Annotated in this window: 25 protein-coding genes; 16 read left to right on the forward strand and 9 right to left on the reverse strand. The window is 35.8% G+C overall.

What is annotated here, in order from left to right:
- Positions 1-186: 186 nt before the first annotated feature.
- Complete coding sequence (locus D9782_RS23935) at positions 187-279, reverse strand: hypothetical protein (RefSeq protein ID WP_226983640.1); 93 nt, start codon at positions 277-279, stop codon at positions 187-189.
- Positions 280-421: 142 nt separating this feature from the next.
- Here D9782_RS23935 and infA point away from each other — a divergent pair, with 142 nt between their 5' ends.
- The 12 genes from infA (at position 422) to rpsI (ending at position 7,732) form a co-directional block, all read left to right on the forward strand.
- A complete protein-coding gene (gene infA / locus D9782_RS05750) occupies positions 422-640 on the forward strand; it encodes a translation initiation factor IF-1 (protein ID WP_010095735.1) in 219 nt (72 codons plus the stop codon).
- Positions 641-669: 29 nt separating this feature from the next.
- Positions 670-783, forward strand: a complete 114-nt coding sequence (rpmJ, locus tag D9782_RS05755; protein WP_005999442.1) for a 50S ribosomal protein L36 — start codon at positions 670-672, stop codon at positions 781-783.
- 23 nt (positions 784-806) lie between these two features.
- Entirely contained in the window at positions 807-1,172 is a 366-nt protein-coding gene (gene rpsM, locus D9782_RS05760; RefSeq protein WP_026680255.1) for a 30S ribosomal protein S13, read from the forward strand.
- Between the two features lie 19 nt (positions 1,173-1,191).
- On the forward strand, positions 1,192-1,581 hold the full coding sequence (gene rpsK / locus D9782_RS05765) for a 30S ribosomal protein S11 (RefSeq protein ID WP_026680256.1): 390 nt from the start codon (positions 1,192-1,194) through the stop codon (positions 1,579-1,581).
- 213 nt (positions 1,582-1,794) lie between these two features.
- Positions 1,795-2,739 carry a DNA-directed RNA polymerase subunit alpha gene (locus D9782_RS05770; RefSeq protein ID WP_026680257.1) on the forward strand — a complete coding sequence of 315 codons (945 nt, stop codon included), beginning with the start codon at positions 1,795-1,797 and terminating at the stop codon, positions 2,737-2,739.
- A gap of 95 nt (positions 2,740-2,834) precedes the next feature.
- The gene (gene rplQ / locus D9782_RS05775) at positions 2,835-3,188 is read left to right on the forward strand and encodes a 50S ribosomal protein L17 (RefSeq protein WP_026680258.1); all 354 of its coding nucleotides are present in this window, start codon (positions 2,835-2,837) and stop codon (positions 3,186-3,188) included.
- A 211-nt stretch (positions 3,189-3,399) separates the two neighbouring features.
- Positions 3,400-4,239 carry an energy-coupling factor ABC transporter ATP-binding protein gene (locus D9782_RS05780; RefSeq protein ID WP_026680259.1) on the forward strand — a complete coding sequence of 280 codons (840 nt, stop codon included), beginning with the start codon at positions 3,400-3,402 and terminating at the stop codon, positions 4,237-4,239.
- A complete protein-coding gene (locus D9782_RS05785) occupies positions 4,215-5,087 on the forward strand; it encodes an energy-coupling factor ABC transporter ATP-binding protein (protein WP_121604290.1) in 873 nt (290 codons plus the stop codon). Before D9782_RS05780 ends, D9782_RS05785 begins: the two co-directional genes overlap by 25 nt.
- Positions 5,080-5,877, forward strand: coding sequence for an energy-coupling factor transporter transmembrane component T family protein (locus D9782_RS05790; protein WP_026680261.1), 798 nt, complete (start codon positions 5,080-5,082; stop codon positions 5,875-5,877). The genes D9782_RS05785 and D9782_RS05790 overlap by 8 nt, the downstream gene beginning before the upstream one ends.
- A gap of 72 nt (positions 5,878-5,949) precedes the next feature.
- Positions 5,950-6,702, forward strand: a complete 753-nt coding sequence (gene truA / locus D9782_RS05795) for a tRNA pseudouridine(38-40) synthase TruA (RefSeq protein ID WP_121604291.1) — start codon at positions 5,950-5,952, stop codon at positions 6,700-6,702.
- Between the two features lie 180 nt (positions 6,703-6,882).
- Positions 6,883-7,320 (forward strand): 50S ribosomal protein L13, encoded by a 438-nt coding sequence (gene rplM / locus D9782_RS05800; RefSeq protein WP_121604292.1) that lies wholly within the window; start codon positions 6,883-6,885, stop codon positions 7,318-7,320.
- A gap of 19 nt (positions 7,321-7,339) precedes the next feature.
- A complete protein-coding gene (rpsI, locus tag D9782_RS05805) occupies positions 7,340-7,732 on the forward strand; it encodes a 30S ribosomal protein S9 (RefSeq protein WP_026680264.1) in 393 nt (130 codons plus the stop codon).
- 68 nt (positions 7,733-7,800) lie between these two features.
- On the opposite strand, the gene D9782_RS05810 is transcribed toward rpsI, so the two are convergent.
- The 8 genes from D9782_RS05810 to D9782_RS05845 form a co-directional block, all read right to left on the reverse strand.
- Positions 7,801-8,841, reverse strand: a complete 1,041-nt coding sequence (locus D9782_RS05810) for a tyrosine-type recombinase/integrase (protein ID WP_121604293.1) — start codon at positions 8,839-8,841, stop codon at positions 7,801-7,803.
- A 94-nt stretch (positions 8,842-8,935) separates the two neighbouring features.
- Entirely contained in the window at positions 8,936-9,133 is a 198-nt protein-coding gene (locus tag D9782_RS05815) for a MerR family transcriptional regulator (RefSeq protein ID WP_071665170.1), read from the reverse strand.
- A 17-nt stretch (positions 9,134-9,150) separates the two neighbouring features.
- The gene (locus tag D9782_RS05820; RefSeq protein WP_121604294.1) at positions 9,151-9,348 is read right to left on the reverse strand and encodes a hypothetical protein; all 198 of its coding nucleotides are present in this window, start codon (positions 9,346-9,348) and stop codon (positions 9,151-9,153) included.
- 7 nt (positions 9,349-9,355) lie between these two features.
- Positions 9,356-9,844: a hypothetical protein gene (locus D9782_RS05825; RefSeq protein ID WP_121604295.1), complete on the reverse strand. Its 489-nt coding sequence runs from the start codon at positions 9,842-9,844 to the stop codon at positions 9,356-9,358.
- Entirely contained in the window at positions 9,841-10,035 is a 195-nt protein-coding gene (locus D9782_RS05830; RefSeq protein ID WP_121604296.1) for a hypothetical protein, read from the reverse strand. The genes D9782_RS05825 and D9782_RS05830 overlap by 4 nt, the downstream gene beginning before the upstream one ends.
- Entirely contained in the window at positions 10,022-10,513 is a 492-nt protein-coding gene (locus D9782_RS05835; RefSeq protein WP_121604297.1) for a hypothetical protein, read from the reverse strand. The genes D9782_RS05830 and D9782_RS05835 overlap by 14 nt, the downstream gene beginning before the upstream one ends.
- 219 nt (positions 10,514-10,732) lie before the next feature.
- The gene (locus D9782_RS05840; RefSeq protein ID WP_121604298.1) at positions 10,733-12,043 is read right to left on the reverse strand and encodes an FtsK/SpoIIIE domain-containing protein; all 1,311 of its coding nucleotides are present in this window, start codon (positions 12,041-12,043) and stop codon (positions 10,733-10,735) included.
- A 103-nt stretch (positions 12,044-12,146) separates the two neighbouring features.
- Positions 12,147-12,506 (reverse strand): hypothetical protein, encoded by a 360-nt coding sequence (locus D9782_RS05845; protein WP_205601748.1) that lies wholly within the window; start codon positions 12,504-12,506, stop codon positions 12,147-12,149.
- A 213-nt stretch (positions 12,507-12,719) separates the two neighbouring features.
- Here D9782_RS05845 and D9782_RS05850 point away from each other — a divergent pair, with 213 nt between their 5' ends.
- The 4 genes from D9782_RS05850 (at position 12,720) to D9782_RS05865 (ending at position 19,648) form a co-directional block, all read left to right on the forward strand.
- Positions 12,720-13,400: a hypothetical protein gene (locus D9782_RS05850; protein ID WP_121604299.1), complete on the forward strand. Its 681-nt coding sequence runs from the start codon at positions 12,720-12,722 to the stop codon at positions 13,398-13,400.
- A 324-nt stretch (positions 13,401-13,724) separates the two neighbouring features.
- Positions 13,725-14,168, forward strand: a complete 444-nt coding sequence (radC, locus tag D9782_RS05855) for a RadC family protein (protein ID WP_121604300.1) — start codon at positions 13,725-13,727, stop codon at positions 14,166-14,168.
- Between the two features lie 207 nt (positions 14,169-14,375).
- Positions 14,376-19,046 (forward strand): DEAD/DEAH box helicase, encoded by a 4,671-nt coding sequence (locus tag D9782_RS05860; RefSeq protein WP_205601749.1) that lies wholly within the window; start codon positions 14,376-14,378, stop codon positions 19,044-19,046.
- 41 nt (positions 19,047-19,087) lie between these two features.
- Positions 19,088-19,648 (forward strand): hypothetical protein, encoded by a 561-nt coding sequence (locus tag D9782_RS05865; RefSeq protein WP_121604302.1) that lies wholly within the window; start codon positions 19,088-19,090, stop codon positions 19,646-19,648.
- Positions 19,649-19,926 lie beyond the last annotated feature (278 nt).

Here is a 19,926-nt window from a genome sequence, read left to right on the forward strand (position 1 = left end):
GGTGGATAAAGAGTACGAAGAAGTTCGATAATACGTCTTTACCGGACCTTTGGGACATCATCTAAAAGGTAGCCATATAAACTATAGCCTAAGTGAAGGTGATCGTTGTTGAACGAAGATGATTCGATTCCGCTAATAGGTCAAGTTGTTCGTATTATGCAAGGACGTGAAGCGGGTCAATACGCATTAGTAATTAAAATTATCGATGAAAAGTATGTCTTGCTTGCAGATGGGGAAAAACGTAAATATGATCGACCAAAGAAAAAGAATCTGCATCATATTGAAAGAATGGATTATATTTCTCCAGAAGTCCAAAACAGCCTTCTAGAAACTGGTCGTGTCACAAATGGTAAATTACGATTTGCCATAGCTAAATTTGTCAATGAAGTTGTGACTGATTTGAAGAAGGGAGATCAACACGATGGCGAAAGACGATGTAATTGAAGTGGAAGGAACCGTAACAGAAACGTTGCCAAATGCGATGTTTAATGTAGAATTGGAAAATGGTCATACAGTATTAGCCCATGTTTCTGGTAAAATTCGTATGCATTTTATTCGCATTCTTCCTGGCGATAAAGTAACGGTTGAACTTTCTCCGTATGATTTAACTAGAGGACGAATTACGTACCGTTATAAATAAGCTCTGCTCCATTAAAGGAGGTAAAGATGATGAAAGTAAGAGCATCAGTAAAACCCATTTGTGAAAAATGTAAAGTTATTAAACGAAATGGTAAAGTAATGGTAATTTGTGAAAATCCGAAGCATAAGCAAAAACAAGGTTAAGAAATTGGAGGTGTTTGAAAGCTATGGCACGTATTGCAGGTATTGATATTCCACGTGATAAACGTGTAGTTATTTCACTAACCTATATTTATGGTATTGGAAAAAACACTGCACAAAATATCCTTAAAGAAGCAGGCGTTTCCGAAGACACACGCGTACGCGACCTTACAGAGGATGAATTAGGAAGAATCCGTAAAGCAACGGACGAATATACAATTGAAGGTGACCTTCGTCGTGAAGTATCCCTTAATATTAAACGCCTAATCGAAATCGGCTCTTATCGCGGTATCCGTCATCGTCGTGGGCTTCCTGTTCGTGGACAGAAAACAAAAAATAATTCACGTACACGTAAAGGACCACGTCGTACGATCGCTAATAAGAAGAAATAACGAAAAGGAGGTATAATCTATGGCACGTAAAACTAATACACGTAAACGTCGTGTGAAAAAGAATATTGAGTCAGGTATTGCACATATCCGTTCAACGTTCAACAACACAATTGTAACGATTACGGACACACAAGGTAACTCTCTTGGATGGAGTTCAGCTGGTGCACTTGGCTTTAAAGGCTCACGTAAATCTACACCTTTTGCTGCACAAATGGCAGCTGAAACTGCTGCTAAGTCTGCAATTGACAATGGCATGAAAACACTTGAAGTAACGGTTAAAGGACCTGGAGCTGGCCGTGAAGCAGCTATCCGTTCACTTCAAGCAGCAGGATTGGAAGTTACTGCAATTAAGGACGTAACTCCAGTTCCTCACAACGGTTGTCGCCCACCAAAACGTCGTCGTGTATAATTATACCGTATATAATTTGTCACCCTGTCTATAATGGGTTATGATAGCTAAAAGTGTAAAGGAGTATATCTCCTTTAGCGAACAGCATCCGAGAGACAAGAACGTACGAAAGAACTACAGGTAGTGCAGAAACGCCAACTGCCTATTTGAGGAATTTCGGTTAGACAGCTGGTCTAACCGGGGTTTCGACGTTTTAAAGGAGGGTTTTATTGAATGATCGAAATTGAAAAACCAAAAATTGAAACGGTAGAAATCAGCGATGATGCTACATTTGGAAAATTCGTAGTCGAACCGCTCGAACGTGGATATGGTACCACTCTAGGAAACTCCTTGCGTCGTATCCTACTATCCTCACTTCCAGGTGCTGCTGTTACATCAGTTCAAATTGATGGAGCGCTACATGAATTTTCAACAATCGAAGGTGTTGTTGAAGATGTGACAACGATTATTTTGAATCTGAAGAAACTAGCTCTAAAGATTTACTCTGATGAAGAGAAAACATTAGAGATTGATGTGCAGGGAGAAGGAAAAGTTACGGCTGCAGACCTAACATTCGATAGTGATGTAGAAGTATTAAATCCGGATTTGCCAATTGCAACGTTAAATAGCAAAGGCAGCTTGCATATGAAGATTACAGCAGAACGTGGACGTGGCTATCGTCCCGCTGATGCTAACAAAAGAGATGACCAACCAATTGGTATCATACCAATTGATTCAATTTTTACTCCAGTGTCACGTGTTACGTATCAAGTAGAGAATACACGTGTAGGGCAAGTAGCTAATTTTGATAAATTAACAATGGATGTATGGACTGACGGAAGTATTCGACCTGAAGAAGCTGTTTCTTTAGGCGCGAAAGTCTTTACGGAGCATCTAAACATTTTTGTAGGCTTAACAGATGAAGCGCAGAACGCAGAGATTATGGTCGAAAAAGAAGAAGATCAAAAAGAAAAAGTGATGGAAATGACCATCGAAGAACTTGATCTATCTGTTCGATCTTATAACTGCTTAAAACGTGCTGGTATCAATACAGTTCAAGAGCTTTCAAATAAATCTGAAGAAGATATGATGAAAGTACGTAATCTTGGTCGCAAGTCATTAGAAGAGGTAAAAGTAAAACTTAATGACCTTGGCCTAGGCTTACGAGATGATGACTGATAAAATCAAAAGTGCAGTATGATCTGGACGTAGCTTTTTTCAGTTGATCGTATTTTAAATAAGTCATTAGTCATCATGAAAGGGAGGGATAGTCCATGGCTAGAAAATTAGGTCGTACAACCGATCATCGTATGGCGTTGCTTCGTAACCTTGCTTCTGACTTAATTATTCATGAACGGATTGAAACAACAGAAGCAAAAGCGAAGGAGCTAAGATCCATCGTAGAAAAAATGATTACTTTAGGTAAGCGTGGGGATCTTCATGCTCGCCGTCAAGCAGCATCATTTCTATATAACAAGGAAGCTAACGAAAACGAAAATGTGATTCAAAAACTTTTCGATGATGTGGCTCCACGTTACGAAGACCGTCAAGGTGGATACACTCGTGTTCTTAAATTGGGTGCTCGTCAAGGTGACGGAGCAGAAATGGCAATTATTGAACTAGTTTAATGTAACCACATCCGACAAGGGCAGGACTGAATCTCTTCTACGAGGTGCATCCAAGCCCTTTTTTTGTAGAAGGAAAAAGGAAAGGAAAGATCATTCGTCTAACATACGAATTGCATCGTAAAGCCTTAATCAATCAGCTAAAGAACGAAGCTGAGACATGTTCATTAGAGGAAAGAATACACCCCGGGTGAGTTTAGATGGAGGAACAATGATGAGTAAGAAGTTAATCGAGTTTAGAAATGTATCTTTTCGATATGGAGATGAGCAGCCTTGGGTACTAAAGAATTGTTCGTTTACAATCTATGAAAATGAGTGGGTTGCCATAATTGGTCATAATGGTTCAGGTAAATCCACGATCGCTAAATTAATGAATGGTTTATTGTTTCCGCAAGAGGGTGAAATTTTCATAGATGACAAGCAGGTAAATTCGGAATCTGTATGGGATGTACGGAAAGATGTTGGAATGGTTTTTCAAAATCCAGATAACCAGTTTGTGGGAACGACGGTTCAGGACGATGTAGCCTTTGGCATGGAAAATAGAGGATTACCTCGAGAAGAAATGCTTAAGCGCTTGGATGATGTCTTAAGCGCTGTAGGTATGGAGGATTATCGAATTACAGAACCACATCGATTATCTGGTGGACAAAAACAGCGTGTAGCGATTGCAAGTGTTCTAGCCATTTCCCCAAAGGTTATAATTTTAGATGAAGCGACAGCAATGCTTGATCCAAAAGGGCGAAACGAAATTATGAAGACAATAGCTGGCGTACAGAAGGTAAAAGAGGTCACATTACTTACGATCACCCATGACTTACAAGAAGTCATTCAAGCTGATCGTGCCATTGTAATGAATGATGGACAGATTTGGGCGGAGGGTGTGCCGAGAGAAATTTTTTCAAAGAAGGAAGCATTGCGTAAGATTGGATTGGATGTTCCGTTTGTATCTAGGTTAGCTGATGTATTAAAAGCAGAGGCCATTCCCGTTACACAGGAGCCACTAAATCATGAAGAACTGCTGGAGGACTTATGGATATTACATTCAAGAACGTAAGCTACGTATATCAACAGCATACACCGTTCGCACATAAAGCAATTGACCATTTAGATTTTCATATCCCTTCTGGTTCTTTTGTAGCAATTATCGGACATACTGGTTCTGGAAAATCAACATTAATCCAACATTTAAATGGACTAATCAGACCAACTGAAGGTGACGTATGGATAGGAGATTATCATTTAAGCGCAGAAGAAAAACCTAAATTAATGAAAGAGCTTAGAAGTCGTGTAGGTGTTGTATTTCAATATCCGGAGCATCAACTATTTGAGGAAACGGTAGCGAAGGATATTGGCTTTGGTCCGCGAAATTTTGGTGTTGGGGATAGAGAAATACACGACAGAATTCCAGAAGTTCTATCAGCTGTTGGCTTAACGGAAGATTTCTTGAACCGTTCTCCGTTTGACTTAAGCGGTGGCCAAATGAGGCGGGTGGCAATAGCTGGTGTATTAGCAACAAAGCCTGAAGTACTTGTATTGGACGAGCCTACTGCTGGATTAGATCCACGTGGACAGAAGGAAATCATGGAAATGTTCTATACCAGGCATCAGGAGCAAGCACTTACGACAATTTTAGTAACACATAGTATGGAGGATGCAGTAAAATACGCTGATCATGTCATTATTCTTAATAAGGGAACCAAATATATGGAAGGGAAGCCTGAGGAAGTATTTGTCCAAAAAGAGGCATTACAGAATGTACAGTTAGACGTTCCAGAAATGGTACAATTTCTTGATAACTATGAAAAGAAATTTGGTATCCATATCCCCTATACTAGGCAAACTGTGCAACAACTTGGTTTGCAAATGAAGCGTTCGTTAAAAGGGGGAACCCTACATGAATAATGCTTTGGTTATTGGTCAGTATGTCCCGGGAAATTCTATCATTCATAAGTTAGATCCACGGACAAAGATTTCGATAATATTTATTTATGTTTTCATTGTGTTTTTTGCCAATAATGTTTGGAGTTATGGGATATTAACAGCTTTTGCCTTAGCTAGTTTAATTTCATCCAAAGTCCCGATTAAGTTTATATTAAAAGGGTTAACGCCCGTATGGTTTCTTATTATCTTTACGTTTATTCTCCATATGATTGTCACGAAAGAGGGCAAGCCTGTATTGGAAATATTTACGCTTACCATTTATACTGGTGGGTTAATTCAAGGATTTGCGATATCGATGAGGTTCTTTTTACTTATTTTAGTAACCTCTCTATTAACCCTAACCACGACACCAATTGAGATCACGGACGCGATTGAGGATATGCTACGTCCTTTAAAGAAAGTGAAGTTTCCTGTGCATGAATTAGCATTAATGATGTCTATTTCACTACGATTCATCCCCACTCTACTACAGGAGACAGAAAAGATATCGAAGGCGCAGGCTTCAAGAGGTGTTGATTTTAAAACAGGACCTGTAAAAGAAAGGATAAAAGCTGTCGTACCTTTGCTTGTTCCATTATTTGTCAGTGCTTTCAAGCGCGCAGAAGAACTGGCAATGGCTATGGAAGCAAGAGGATATCAAGGTGGAGAGGGGCGCACAAAGCTTCGTGAATTAAAAATTGCGAAACGTGATGTATTCATCTATATCTTATTTCTTTGTATTATAATCGGATTATTTATTACACGAAATTAATTATTATAATTGGAAGGATAGAATTTCCGTTACTACGATAATATCTATCTTTCAAAGGAAGGCTGCTACAGTATGGTAAGACTTAAGTGCATTATTAATTATGACGGATCACAGTTTTCAGGCTTTCAGATACAGCCTAAGAAACGAACCGTACAAGGGGCGTTAGAGACAGCTTTAACTAAAATGCATAAAGGGGAGTACATTCGTATTCAAGCTTCTGGAAGAACAGATACAGGTGTTCATGCGAAGGGTCAAACCATTCATTTTGACTCAGCTTATGATATTCCTCTATATAACTGGAAGCAGGCCTTAAATACCTTACTTCCGAATGATCTATATGTTAAAGAAGTCGAATATGCAGATGATTCATTTCATGCACGCTATGATGTAATTGAAAAAGAATATCGATATTATGTTTGGCATGAAAGTGAACCGGATGTATTTAAACGGAATTATGCATATTATTTTCCTTATGAATTAGATATTAGGTCCATTCAAGCGGCTTGTGATTATCTAGAGGGGACCCATGATTTTACAACTTTTTCCTCTGCTAAAGCTACTACCAAAGGAACAAAAGAGCGGACGCTTTATCAGGTGAGTTGTGAAAAGAGAGGCTCGGAAATTGAGTTTATCTTTCGCGGGAGTGGTTTTTTATATAATATGGTCCGAATTATCGTAGGTGTCCTTTTAGATATAGGTCAAGGAAGGCGTCAGCCGGCTGATATCATGGATTTATTGGCGAAGAGGGATAGAAGGCTTGTTGGAGAAACCGTGCCCTCAGAAGGCCTCTATTTATGGAATGTTAGGTATGATGAAAAAAGGTAAGCGGATTGTCGGAGAAAATGCAAATCATATGCATCAGCTCTTGACAAAATCCTATCATTTGGTGTATTATGATCTATGGCATTTTATTTCTAAACCATGATTAGCCCCGGAAACTAATTATGTTGAAATAGACGAATGAATATTGAAATTGATTTTTTTTAAATATGGAGGGAAACACTCATGCGCACAACTTTCATGGCAAATGAAAATAATATTGAACGCAAATGGCTAGTTGTTGATGCAGAAGGCAAGCGTTTAGGACGCTTAGCGAGTGAAGTTGCTGCGATCCTTCGTGGAAAGCATAAGCCAACTTACACACCACATGCAGACACTGGTGACCATGTGATTATCATTAACGCAGAAAAAGTAGAATTAAGTGGTAAGAAAATTACAGATAAAATTTACTATCGCCATACAAACCACCCTGGTGGACTTAAAGAGCGTACTGCATACGAAATGCGTACGAAATATCCTGAGCAAATGCTAGAGCTTGCTGTTAAAGGAATGCTTCCTAAAGGCTCTCTAGGACGTAAAATGGGTAAAAAATTACACGTATTCAGAAGATCTGAACACACTCATCAAGCACAAAAACCGGAAGTTTACGAGCTTCGTGGGTAACTAAAAGGAGGTAAACATTTTGGCACAAGTACAATACTATGGCACAGGTCGTCGTAAAAAATCAACTGCACGCGTACGTTTAGTACCTGGTACAGGTAATGTTACAATTAACGGACGTAACGCATCAGATTATTTCCCATACGAAACACAAATTTTAATTTTAAATCAGCCGCTAGTGGCTACTGAAACTCAAGGTACTTATGACGTTATTGTTAACGTTCATGGTGGAGGTTTTACTGGTCAAGCTGGTGCTATCCGTCACGGAATCGCACGTGCGCTTCTTGAAGCTGATCCAGAATATCGTGGATCTCTTAAAACAGAAGGCTACCTAACTCGTGATGCTCGTATGAAAGAGCGTAAGAAATACGGTCTTAAAAAAGCACGTCGTGCACCTCAGTTCTCAAAACGTTAATAGGTTTGTTGATATACCAACGTTTGCAAAGGTTTTTTGGTGCAAGTTGGTGCAAATTAACGTTAATATTATAAAGCACTTAACAGATTTAAAGCATCGGCATCTTGCTGGTGCTTTTTTTCTGGCATTAATTCCAGATAATAATTTTGTGTGGTTTGTATATTTATATGTCCTAATCGTTTTGAGACATATGCAATATCTATGTCTTGAGCAAACAAAAATGATGCGTGCGTATCTCTCAAACCGTGAAACGTTGTTTTATTAATGTCAAGTTTCTCTAATAGGTCAGTCAACTGTTCAGATTGTTTAAATCCTCCAAAACTAAAAATATAACCATTCTCTTTAACAGGAATCCTACGAATCAGCTCATACACTTCTTTATTTATAGAAACATCACGTTTTGCATTTTGTGTCTTTAAGGAAGTATCGTCAGAAGTAGGACTGATTGAATGTCTAACTTCTATTCCGTACTCATACAGACTCTCAGGGCGAATTGCTAGTAGCTCTCCCCGTCGCATACCTGTTTCTAATGCTAGTAATACAAGTACGTTGAATTCATCTTCTGGATGCTGTAAAACGTAATTGCGAAGCTTTCTAAAATCTGTAATAGATAAAGCTTTGTTTCGTTTAGGTGGGTTTTCTCCACGTGTTTTTACTAAACGAGCAAAATCGTTTGTAATATAACCACGAGCGTATGCATCACGTAAAGATGTTTTGATTTTAAGAAGCACTTCATGTGTTGTTTTTCGTGAATGTGTTTTCGCATATTCGTCAATTTTCTTTTGAACAACAATATCGTTTAAATCTTTTAACTGGATATCCTGAAATAAATTTCTAATAATGCCAGAAGTACGAACATAATTTTGAAATGTTGTTTCTTTAACATCATTAACCTTTACAAGGTAAATCCAATTCTCGAAGAAATCTGCAAATGTTGTTGTTCTGTGAGCAAGTTCTTTTCCTTCTCCTTTCGCTAATTCCATTTCTAAAGCCCAAAGATTTGCTTCTTTCTTTGTTGGAAAGGTTTGCGAAATCCTTTTATGTTGACCATGTTTGTATAAAGAAACCTGTGCTCGATATGACTTTCCTCTTTTTACTATACTAGCCATACTATCATCCCTCTCATAAAAATAGCTGATAGATGCTAGTTGAATACAATTATATTGTATTTCTAAACTAGCATCTTATCAACTGTCGGCATTTTTAAACGGAGTGCTTTTCGATAAAGTGTACTAAAGATTTCATTGTGTATCGTTCATGCTTGCCGATCATGAAACGCTCTAGCTCATCGTGTGGTCGGATGTATTTATCAAAGGATTTTGGATCAATACCTAAGAAGTCTGAAGCTTGTTCTCTTGTTAATAGATATGGATAATCCTTTGTAGCCATGTTGGTGCTCATATGGCATCTTCTCCTTTTTATTCATATTCGTTTAATGCATTCAATGCACTTTCGGCACTAACTTTAATATTTGCTAAAATAGATTCGGGTGTATAGTTGTGTTTTTGATAATCCGAATCACTGGTTTTTTTGTTGATTGTGCTTTCACCCTGTAAAAATGAGTCAACAATTTCAATCACATTCTTTATGTTTTCTCTTACTTTTGGCTTATTCATGTAAATATCATCCTTCCCAAGGTTTACCTTCTAACAGATAAAGTGCCTTGTATTTATTCACCCAAGATATATGGTCATCATTGGGTTCGAACTCTTCATAGAAATGTTTATAGAAATAATCTATTAATTCCCGTGCTGTGCCATTGCCCCATATCTGCTCAGCTTTCCACAATGTTGGAAGAAGACCAGACCCCTTAATTAAATGGTCTATCGATTGCTCTAATAAGTTGTTTCGTGGTGAAGGTGACTCAAAGTGGAAGTCTTTCTGATCCAACAAATCGAGCATTAATTTTGTGAGTTTATGTGGTCGATTCGAGTTCGTGTAAAAGAACATGTATCGATCAATGATAGAACTCACTATTAAATTTTTGAGTTGCTCATCCGTACTACATTGCTTTATTGCTTCTGTTAGCTGGTGCGCATAATCACCAGAATACTCTGCTTCAACACGTGTCCAGTCATCTACTTCTTTAGCTACATGGCGCATGTGCTTCATGACAATTGTTCCTCTTTCTTATCATAAATGCGTAAATGCACTTTTGTATTTCTGCTTTTTGCCCCGATATACAATGTTTGAGCTTGAAAGTTTTTGGACACATCGGACACTTTCGAGTTGTTTCTTTTGTATGGTTTTTCTTTATTGTCATCAATAACCTTTTGCAGATAACTTTTACTAGTACTTGCCATAGCGCAATTCAGTCCTTTTCTCTTCAATTGAACGTTTTAATTTAGCGATATCAATGCCTTCATTAAAAAAGTCGCAGCACATATCAATTCGTGAAAGTCTAAAAGAATACTCATCAGCATCAATCAACTTAAAAAAGGTGTGTAAATGAATTGGTTCGTTAAATTCTTCTTCATATCGCTTCCGATATTCATGCCATGCGTAAGCGCTGAATTTGACTATGACACCCATTTTCGTGAATGCTTCATGGTAGGCAATGCAAAAGTAAAATGGTGCATTGATGAATGAATAGCCCACGGTATAACCTTCAGGCAGCTTAACGTCTGCTTCATCAAAGTCGTCGAATAGCTTATGCATTTTTGATTTAACCAAGAATATGCCTATTAAGCTTTTTGCTACCCAGTCACGCCATTCGTCAAAGTCAAATACGCCTGTTGCTTGTAATACTAGTGTGAATTGGTCTATATCTAGTTTAATCATGTGCTATTCACTCCATTTCGTTCGGAAAACTTTAGGGAAAGTTTTTCAAGTGTAAAAGCCTGATCTGACGGTGTTAATTGCTATTTTTGCTTCCTACCGGAGCTGGCGTGATTACCAAAACGCCAGCTCTCCTAAAGGTGTAAAGCACGGAGCGGTACCTTCCCCGCCTAGGCGGCGGGTCCCCTTCCGCTCTCTGTGCCGTCTCTCCTTAAGGAAAAGCTAGGTGCTTTCATTCAAAAAGCTACAGTAAGGAACCGTCAACAAGCGTGGATTGTCTGCACTTGCAAGCCCTGGATAACTGTAAATTCCTTGACCAGCAGTAAACTCGACTGGTGGTATATCCACACCAGATGAAAATAAAGTTCTATAGGTTTGCTCATCGCTATCACCTAAAGCAATCTTTAAGACGAGCTGTTCTCTAATCGCTGTTGGCATTGTTTGAGCATTCATTTGTTGTGTCGCTACCCATAAAATACAGCCTAGTTGACGACCCATGAATGCAATATCAGACAGTATGCTGTCGACTTCATCGCGTTCCTTTTTCGCCAAGGTCTTCCATGACTCTCTTAATGCCCCAAACTCATCTATAAGCAGGATTAAAGCGGGAAAACCTGCATCCTTATACGTCTTGTTGCGGTTTGATCTGAAATAGTCTTGTAATTCCTCTTGCCGTTCTTCCATACGCTCATGAAATTGTTTAATCAATCCAATCGCATTTTTCTTGTCGGCAGTTCGTTCACCACCAACGGAGTGTTTTGCCATTTGGTATACGTCTGTTCGCTTCGGATCAATAATGAATAACTCGTGATTCGTCTTTTTCGATAATACTTGTTCAACTAGCATTTGAATAAAAAACGATTTGCCACTACCTGTTTGGCCAACTAATCCCATATGATGAAACGGTACAGTTGCACGCTCATCTAAGCGTAAGGCATAATTGTCTGCTGTCTCGGTTGACCATTCAATCAAATCATTTGCTGATTTAATCTCAAGTTGCTTTTGAGAATTCACATCATAAATCTCAAAGACATAGCAATTACGATCTCTAGATAAATATTGACGTTCACATACATATCCATTTAACGCTGAATCAATTCTCATGTCTTCTAATCTCTTGTCGAATTTAATGGAGTTTTGAATAAACACTTTTCCTGATTTTCTAGCTCGGTTATCATCAAATACAATTTTGATGTTTGGTAATCTAACTAAACGATTATCAAATTCACGTTCATCTTCAAATCTTGCATCTTTGATATGCCTTCTCAATCGTTTTATCATCGAATAGTAATGCACGGAAAAAAGTGGTCCAAACCATAGTTTATTGCGAAATGACCAACCAACGAATAAGCCAATTACCATCAAACCAATAGGAACCAAGAAGATATGTGACTCAACATGTGGAAGCTGTAATATCGTTATTTGTTCTGCAATCAATGGATACAGTTTGTAAAAGAAAAACCATAAAACAAGAAACAATCCGATGATTAGAAACGAAATAAACCCACGTTGCATTCGGTATGTTTTCTTCATGTAATTCACATCCTAATATTGTGATTCCGCCCCTTTTCAGGGGCGGTCACATGCATTAAAGTGTTTGATGATAGAAAGGGGACTGATTGCCCCCACTCGTCCTTTATTTTGGTTGAGTAATATCTACGTCATCTGCTTTGACCGAAAGTTCGCTCATGTACGTTCCATACACAGCAGCTGTCGGATTCACAAACATAATTTTACTGAACTTTTTATATTCCTTTGGTGGTTGAGGAACTTTCACTACAACCTGTTCCCCTGCATTAAGATCAGGTGCTACATCTGCCCCTGTGTATTCTGTTCGGTCAGTTGCAATAACTGTTTTGTACTTAGTTCCAATGACTTTAGGATTTTTTCCGTCAGCATCGTATTCTTTCCAGTCCTCGTGTGACATCACTCGTACGTCCTTGTCTTTGAAAAAGGCCGCACAGTCAAACCGATTAAACTCTCGTAGTTTCTTCATTTGAAGAACTCATCCTTTCTCTGTTAAAATTATTTGGGGTTAAACAGTGCACTGGTTTGTCCCTTGATTAAACAATAACATGTTTATAACTTGTTTTGTTTGTTTTAATAGGTTTTAGGGGTGGTTTTTGCTGTTTTTTAAATACACAGATTCTCTGTTAAAATTTTCAGTTTGTGTTATAATGAGAAAAACGATGACGAGGTGAGCAAACTTATGAGCAGTCAGGATAAAGTAGAGATTCACGAAATTCTTGATATGTTTAATGAAGCAGTAGGTTACAATGGTTTGGATAATACAGGTAAAATAACCAAAATTAGGGATGATGTTATTACACGGTATGTATTTTATAACTGGGTTGATGAATACAACAAAACACATACAAGACCAATTAAAAGTCAGAAAGTTGATCAACGTACTAACGTATGGTTTAGAAATGACATTGAAAAGCTAATTAAAACTACAAAAGTACAAGAAAAACTAAAAAGGGCATATTTAAAAGAAACTACCGATTTATATGGTGAAATTGGAATGTATGGATTACCTAATAGAAGGGTATCGAAGAAGTATAAAGAAAAAATGGATGAAAGAAACAATGAGGGATTTGTTCAAGCAATTAAGAGCAGAATGGAACAATTGATAGATGAGATTATTGAGAATCATTTCACTTTGTTATGTGATAGCAATCAAATCAATGTAAAGACCTACATAAACAAAAAAGAAGTTATAAAAGAATTTATTGACTTGGAAAAAGTCGAAGAAGAAGCTTTTAAAATGGAAGATAATTATTATGGAATACCTGAATATGATAGTACAGGTGATATAGTCGCTGTGCATCATCTAGATAAAAGACCAAATACCAGTTACTTTTTAAAAGAAGACAATAAAACAATATAAATCTTTTAATTGGTGTTATATGAATTTGTTTCTTTCTTTTCAGCTCCCCTAATTTTAATCTCCTAATGCGTCCATAAAGCAAGAACGCATTATCGATTATATAAAGGGTCTTCGTTCTTCGGATGTTATGAGTCAGCCAAGTAGGATAAGGGTGCGTAAGAAAGCAATTAACGCTTTTAACGCACCCTAATTCATTGGGCCTCCTCAAAACATATACGAATCACTCGATAGCTTTGCTACTTACGCCACTTGACATTAATCGATGCGAAGATTCTCTAAATGGTGACCAAAAAGGTCAAAAAAATAATTGAGGGGTTGATCTAGATGGAAACCATTTTAGAAGTAGTTCGCATTGAACAAATTATCAGAGAGGCTGAAGAAGGTGTTGATTATATCGTTCGTAGCCCAGAAGACGGAGCAAAGATAGCATCTCGCTTTATTGGTCGTGATGATCGTGAAGTGTTTTTTGTTATGTGTTTAAATACAAAAAATAATGTTGTTGCAGTTCACCGTTGTCATGTTGGTTCGTTAAATTCATCGATTGTACATCCGCGCGAGGTGTTTAAATCAGCAATACTTAATAACGCAGCTAGTATCATTGTTGCACATCAGCATCCAAGCGGAGATATAAAGCCATCGATGGAAGACGTTAATGTTACAAAGAGATTAGTAGAAGCTGGAAAGTTACTAGGCATCGAAGTGCTTGATCACTTAGTAGTAAATAGTGATAACAGTTTTACTAGCCTGAAAGAAAGAGGCTATATTTAAAAAGGGAGAAACAATTCCCTTTTTTTCTTCAAGATAGATTTGGGTTATCATTAAATTAATGTGAGTTTTGTCGTATAATTAAATACATAGAGAAGATATTTGATTTGGCAATATACTCATGTACGATATGGCAGAGCAAAACATACATTTTTCTATACCAGTTATTACATATGTGGAAGATTTATGTCAAAGCAAAGGAGAATAACAATGAATTACTTGAATGAAAATAGCTTTATATCATTAGTGAAAGAAATTGATGCTGAATATAGAACACAGAGAGATAGGGGTACTTTATTTGAATTATTGATAAAAAACTATTTAGTGAATGAACCAATGTACGAACGTTTATTTGATGATGTTTGGATGTTGAGTGAAGTACCTTCAGAATATAATATTCCTAAAGCTGACACTGGCGTTGATTTAGTTGCTAAAAAAGCAAAAACAAATGAATTAGTAGCTATACAGTGTAAATATTATTCTAAAGATACAAAAATCCGTAAAGAACATATTGATTCATTTTTAAATGAGGTTGGAAAGAGTTACTATTCTGAAGGATTAATCGTAACAACGACAGATCAATGGACTAAAAATGCAGATGAAGCTTTGAGTAATAGAGATAAGACTATCATGAGAATATCTTTGTCCCAATTAAAAGAAAGTAGAATAGATTGGACAGAATTTAGCTTTACTAAACCTGATGAAATAATTCTTCAAGATAAGAAAGTTCCAAGACCACATCAAATTCCAGCAATAGAATCTGTTATCGAAGGATTTAAAAATTCGGATCGTGGAAAACTGATTATGGCTCCAGGAACTGGAAAAACATTTACATCGATGGCGATTGCAGAAGAAATGGCTAGAAAATCAAATGATACTTTTAAAGTTTTATATCTAGTTCCTAGCATTCAATTACTGTCACAAACTTTAAGAAGTTGGAATGCAGATATTGATTTTAATATGGATTCAATTGCAGTTTGTTCTGATAGGAAGGTAACTAAAGAGCGGATTGGAACTGAAATTGAAGATATCGCAACCGCTGATATTGGTTTTCCAGCCACTACAAACACTGATAAATTACTGGAGTATCAGCAAACAATAGAAACAAGAGGGATTCAGCCAGAGTTTATTTCTGTATTTTCTACATATCAATCGATAGATGTTATTATTGAATCGCAAAAAAAAGGTTTTTATGAATTTGATTTAATTGTTTGTGATGAAGCTCATCGAACAACTGGTGCAACTGAACTAAATCAAGAAGAGTCAGCATTTACGAAAGTGCATAGCAATGACAATATTAAAGCGAAAAAACGTCTTTACCAAACAGCTACACCTAGAGTATATGGAGAAGATGCGAAAAGAAAAGCAGAAGAAAAGTCTATTGTAGTTGCGGATATGAATGACCCAGAAACTTATGGAGAAGAATTATATCGTATTGGTTTTGGTGATGCAATTAGAAAAGGAATCTTAACGGATTATAAAGTAATGGTTTTAGCAGTGGATGAAGATGTAATTGCACGTCGTTTCCAAGATATGTTTTCAAAAACTGAATCAGGTTTACAGTTCGATGATGTTACGAAAATTATCGGTTGCTGGAATGGACTTGTAAAACGAGATGGTAATACGAACAAAACATTAGGTCAACCAATGAAAAGAGCCATAGCATTTACTGGTACAATCAAGGACTCAAAAAAGATAACAGATATGTTCTCAACTGTGGTAGATGAATATTTATATAAGGATGATGACAATTTTAATAATCAGTTTAACATTGAAATTCAGCATGCTGATGGAACAATGAACGCCATAGAGAAAAATGAAAAAATTGATTGGTTAAAGAGTGAAGTTCGTGAAAATACTTGTCGTGTATTATCTAATGCTCGTTTTTTAACAGAGGGTGTAGACGTACCAGATCTTGATGCAGTTATGTTTTTAAAACCCAGAAAGTCTAAAATAGATATTGCACAAGCTGTAGGTAGGGTAATGAGAAAAGTAGAAGGAAAAGATTATGGATATATAATACTTCCTATTGGTGTACCAGCAGGTGCTGAAGCTCATTCTATTTTAGATAATAATGAGAAATATGAAGTAGTTTGGGAAATTTTAAACGCTTTACGTTCGATTGATGAGCGTTTTGATGCAACAATTAATAAACTGGCTTTAAATAAAAATAAACCAGAACAGCTTGAAATAATTGGCGTTGGTAATCCACCAGAGGATTTAGAACATGAATCAGGAAGTGACCAGCTAACAGGAGATGAGATTTTATTTTCTGAAAACCTAACTGATTTAGAACGTGCTATTTATGGAAAGATTGTCCAAAAAGTAGGTAATGTTCGGTATTGGGAGCAATGGTCAGAAGATGTAGCAGAGATAGCTCAAAAACATATAATGCGTATTAATATTATGTTAGAAGATAAAAATAGTGATAGATATCGAGAGTTTAAAAAGTTCATGAAGAGTATTCGTCATAACATTAACAACTCAATAAGTGAACAACAAGCAATTGAAATGTTATCACAGCATTTAATTACAAAACCTGTTTTTGAAGCACTTTTTGAAAAGGATAGTTTTGTAAATAAAAATCCTGTTTCCCAAGCAATGGAATCTATTCTGAATATATTAAATAAACAAGGATTATTAAAAGAACAAGAAAAATTAGAAGACTTTTATGAGAGTGTACGTGTTCGGGCAGAGGGAATAGATAATTTAAAAGCTAAACAGGATATAATCATTCAACTTTATGAAAAGTTTTTTGAAGTTGGTTTTAAATCAACTACAGATAGATTAGGGATTGTATTTACACCAACAAAATTGGTTGATTTCATTATCTATTCGGTTGAAGATGTTTTAAGGAAGCATTTTGGGAAGTCGATTAGTAATGAGGATGTCCATGTTCTTGACCCATTTACAGGTACAGGAACTTTCATCGTTCGGTTGTTACAAAGTGGTCTAATCAAAAAGGAAGATTTATTGAGAAAGTACACTAAAGAACTCCATGCAAATGAGATTATCCTATTAAGTTATTATATTGCTGCAATAAACATAGAAGAGACTTTTCATGCAATATACGAAGGTGACTATATTCCGTTTGAAGGAATTATTTTAACGGATACATTTGAAAGTGTTGAAAAACAAACTTCCTTTGAAGATGAATTTTTCGGGGATAATGATAAAAGATTGAAGCGACAGATTGAGTCGCCCATAAAAGTTATTATTGGTAACCCACCTTATTCAATCGGGCAAACTAGCGCAAATGATAATAATAAAAACGTAGATTATCTACTTTTAAATCAAAAGATTGATGAAACTTATGCGAGGCATACTTCTGGCTTAAATAAAAAATCCTTATTTGATACCTATATAAAAGCATTTAGATGGGCTACTGATAGAATTGGTGATACTGGTGTGATTGCTTTTATTACTCCGAATTCTATTATAGATAAGCCGAGCCATGAAGGATTTAGAAAAGTAATACATGATGAATTTAATCATATATACTCAATAAATTTAAAAGGAGCAGTTCGTGGAAAAATTGGTGAGGAAGCTAAGTTAGAAGGTCAGAGTGTCTTCAATATTTTAACAGGGATTTCAATAACAATCTTAGTAAGGGATTCTTCTGAAAACCATAATATTTTTTATTATGACATTGGAAACTATTTAAATAGGAAAGATAAGTTGAATAAATTAAATGTTTTGAAGTCTATCAGAAATATAGAGTTTGATAAAATAACACCAGATCAAAATAATGATTGGATCAATCAGAGAGATGAACAATATTCTAAATTCCATGAAATGGATGGGGAGGTATTCACTTCAAAAGCAATTGGTGTTACTACTAATAGGGATGCATGGGTATATAATTATTCAAGAGAAAAAGTTGAATATACATCTAAAACAATGATTCATAATTATAATTCAGAAGTAAAACGATTGAGTATTGTTAAAGATTTAAAGAAAAAAGAAGAGATGATTAATACTGCTGATGATTTTGTTAAATGGTCTCGTGGTCTGAAAAAGAAGTTAGTGCAAAATCAATTAATAGAATATAATTCAAAAACAATTGTTAGTAGCTCATACCGACCATTCACCAAAAAATGGTTATATTACGATAAAAATATTGTGGAATATCCTGGTATATATCATTCTATTTTCGGAGAAGAAAACAAAGTTATTTATGTATCTGGAGGAGGGGCTAGACGAGACTTTTCTGTTCTTATGGTAGATTCAATACCAAATCTACACTTAATGGAAAATGGAAGAGGATATGTTTTGTATAACAATGATGGGAACGTTCTATTTTCTGATAATAGCAATATCAATGAAGATTTTTGTGAAAGAATTCAACTGAATTCAGAAGACGTGTTTTATTATGTGTATGGTCTACTGCATTCTAAAGAATTCAGGAGAAAGTATAATAATGATCTTAGAAAAGCGTCGCCACGCATACCTATACTAAAAAAGAAAGAAGATTTTATTAAAGTGGGTCGAGCTTTAGCGAATCTGCATCTTAACTATGAAGAAATACCAGTGTTTGATGATGTTTCTATAACGAAAAATGAAAATCCTTCATATCGTGTGACGAAAATGAAACATCCTAAAAGGAATCAACGTAATATTATAATTTTTAATGAAGATATTACAATTTCTAATATACCAGATAAAGCGTATGAATATATGGTGAATGGGCGCGCTGCCATTGAATGGATAATGGACCAATATCAAGTCAAAATTGATAAAAAATCAGGGATTACCGACGATCCTAACTTATATTCAGATGATGAAAAATATATTTTCAACTTACTATTAAGAGTGATTAATGTATCAATTCAAACAGTAGATTTAGTGCATAGCTTACCACCAATAGAAGTAATTGAATAAATATTATCCCTGTCATATTGTGACAGGGGTTTATTATTAGAATGGATGTGATAAATATGGAAGGCGGGATTGATTTAATCAATATATCAGATTGGCTTCAGATATTATCAATTATAGCTACTACAGTTATATCGGTTGTTTCCGTCATCATTGCAAGTAAATCCTTACGACTTACAAGAAAATCAATTGAAGATGCAAATAAACCCTATATCGGTTGCTATGTGGAAATGATAGAAGTAGGACATTTTCAAAAATATTTTGTCATAAAGAATTTTGGGAAAACACCTGCAACAATAATAGATATTAAATTTGATAAAGAAATTAAAGGATTAGGAAGACATGGAAAGATAGATTCAATTAAAAATGCACTAATTGCACCAAATCAAAAATTTATTACGGCGGTAAAAGTGGAAGAAAAAGATAACTTTACTGTAATTGTCATTTATAAAGACATGAGTAATCAAATAGTTGAACAATCCTTTAATCTAAATTTAGGTTTTTCATCAGATTTATTGTATATAGATTCGAATAATACAGCATTATCAAAAGATACGAATGCACTAAAAAATACGTTACATCAATTTATGAAAAGAGGATTATGATTCTATATTGAAAAAATGGATAAAGGAAAATTAATTGTATTCAGCTAGCATCTACGTAGTGTGGTGCAAATTGGTGCAAGTAATGTCAATTTCAATCCTTTTTCATACACTTTTATCCATATACCATTTCCCAAAACGTTGATATAAAAGGGTTTCCATGGATTAGGTATACTTAGATTTCATCTAGATATTTCTCAAAACGTTAAAATATCAACGTTTCAAAGACTCTTATCCAACTTGGATAAGGGTCTTTTTTATAATCATTTTCAGCTTGTGAC

The organism is Virgibacillus sp. Bac332 (assembly GCF_003667785.1).
GTDB lineage: Bacteria > Bacillota > Bacilli > Bacillales > Amphibacillaceae > Virgibacillus > Virgibacillus salarius.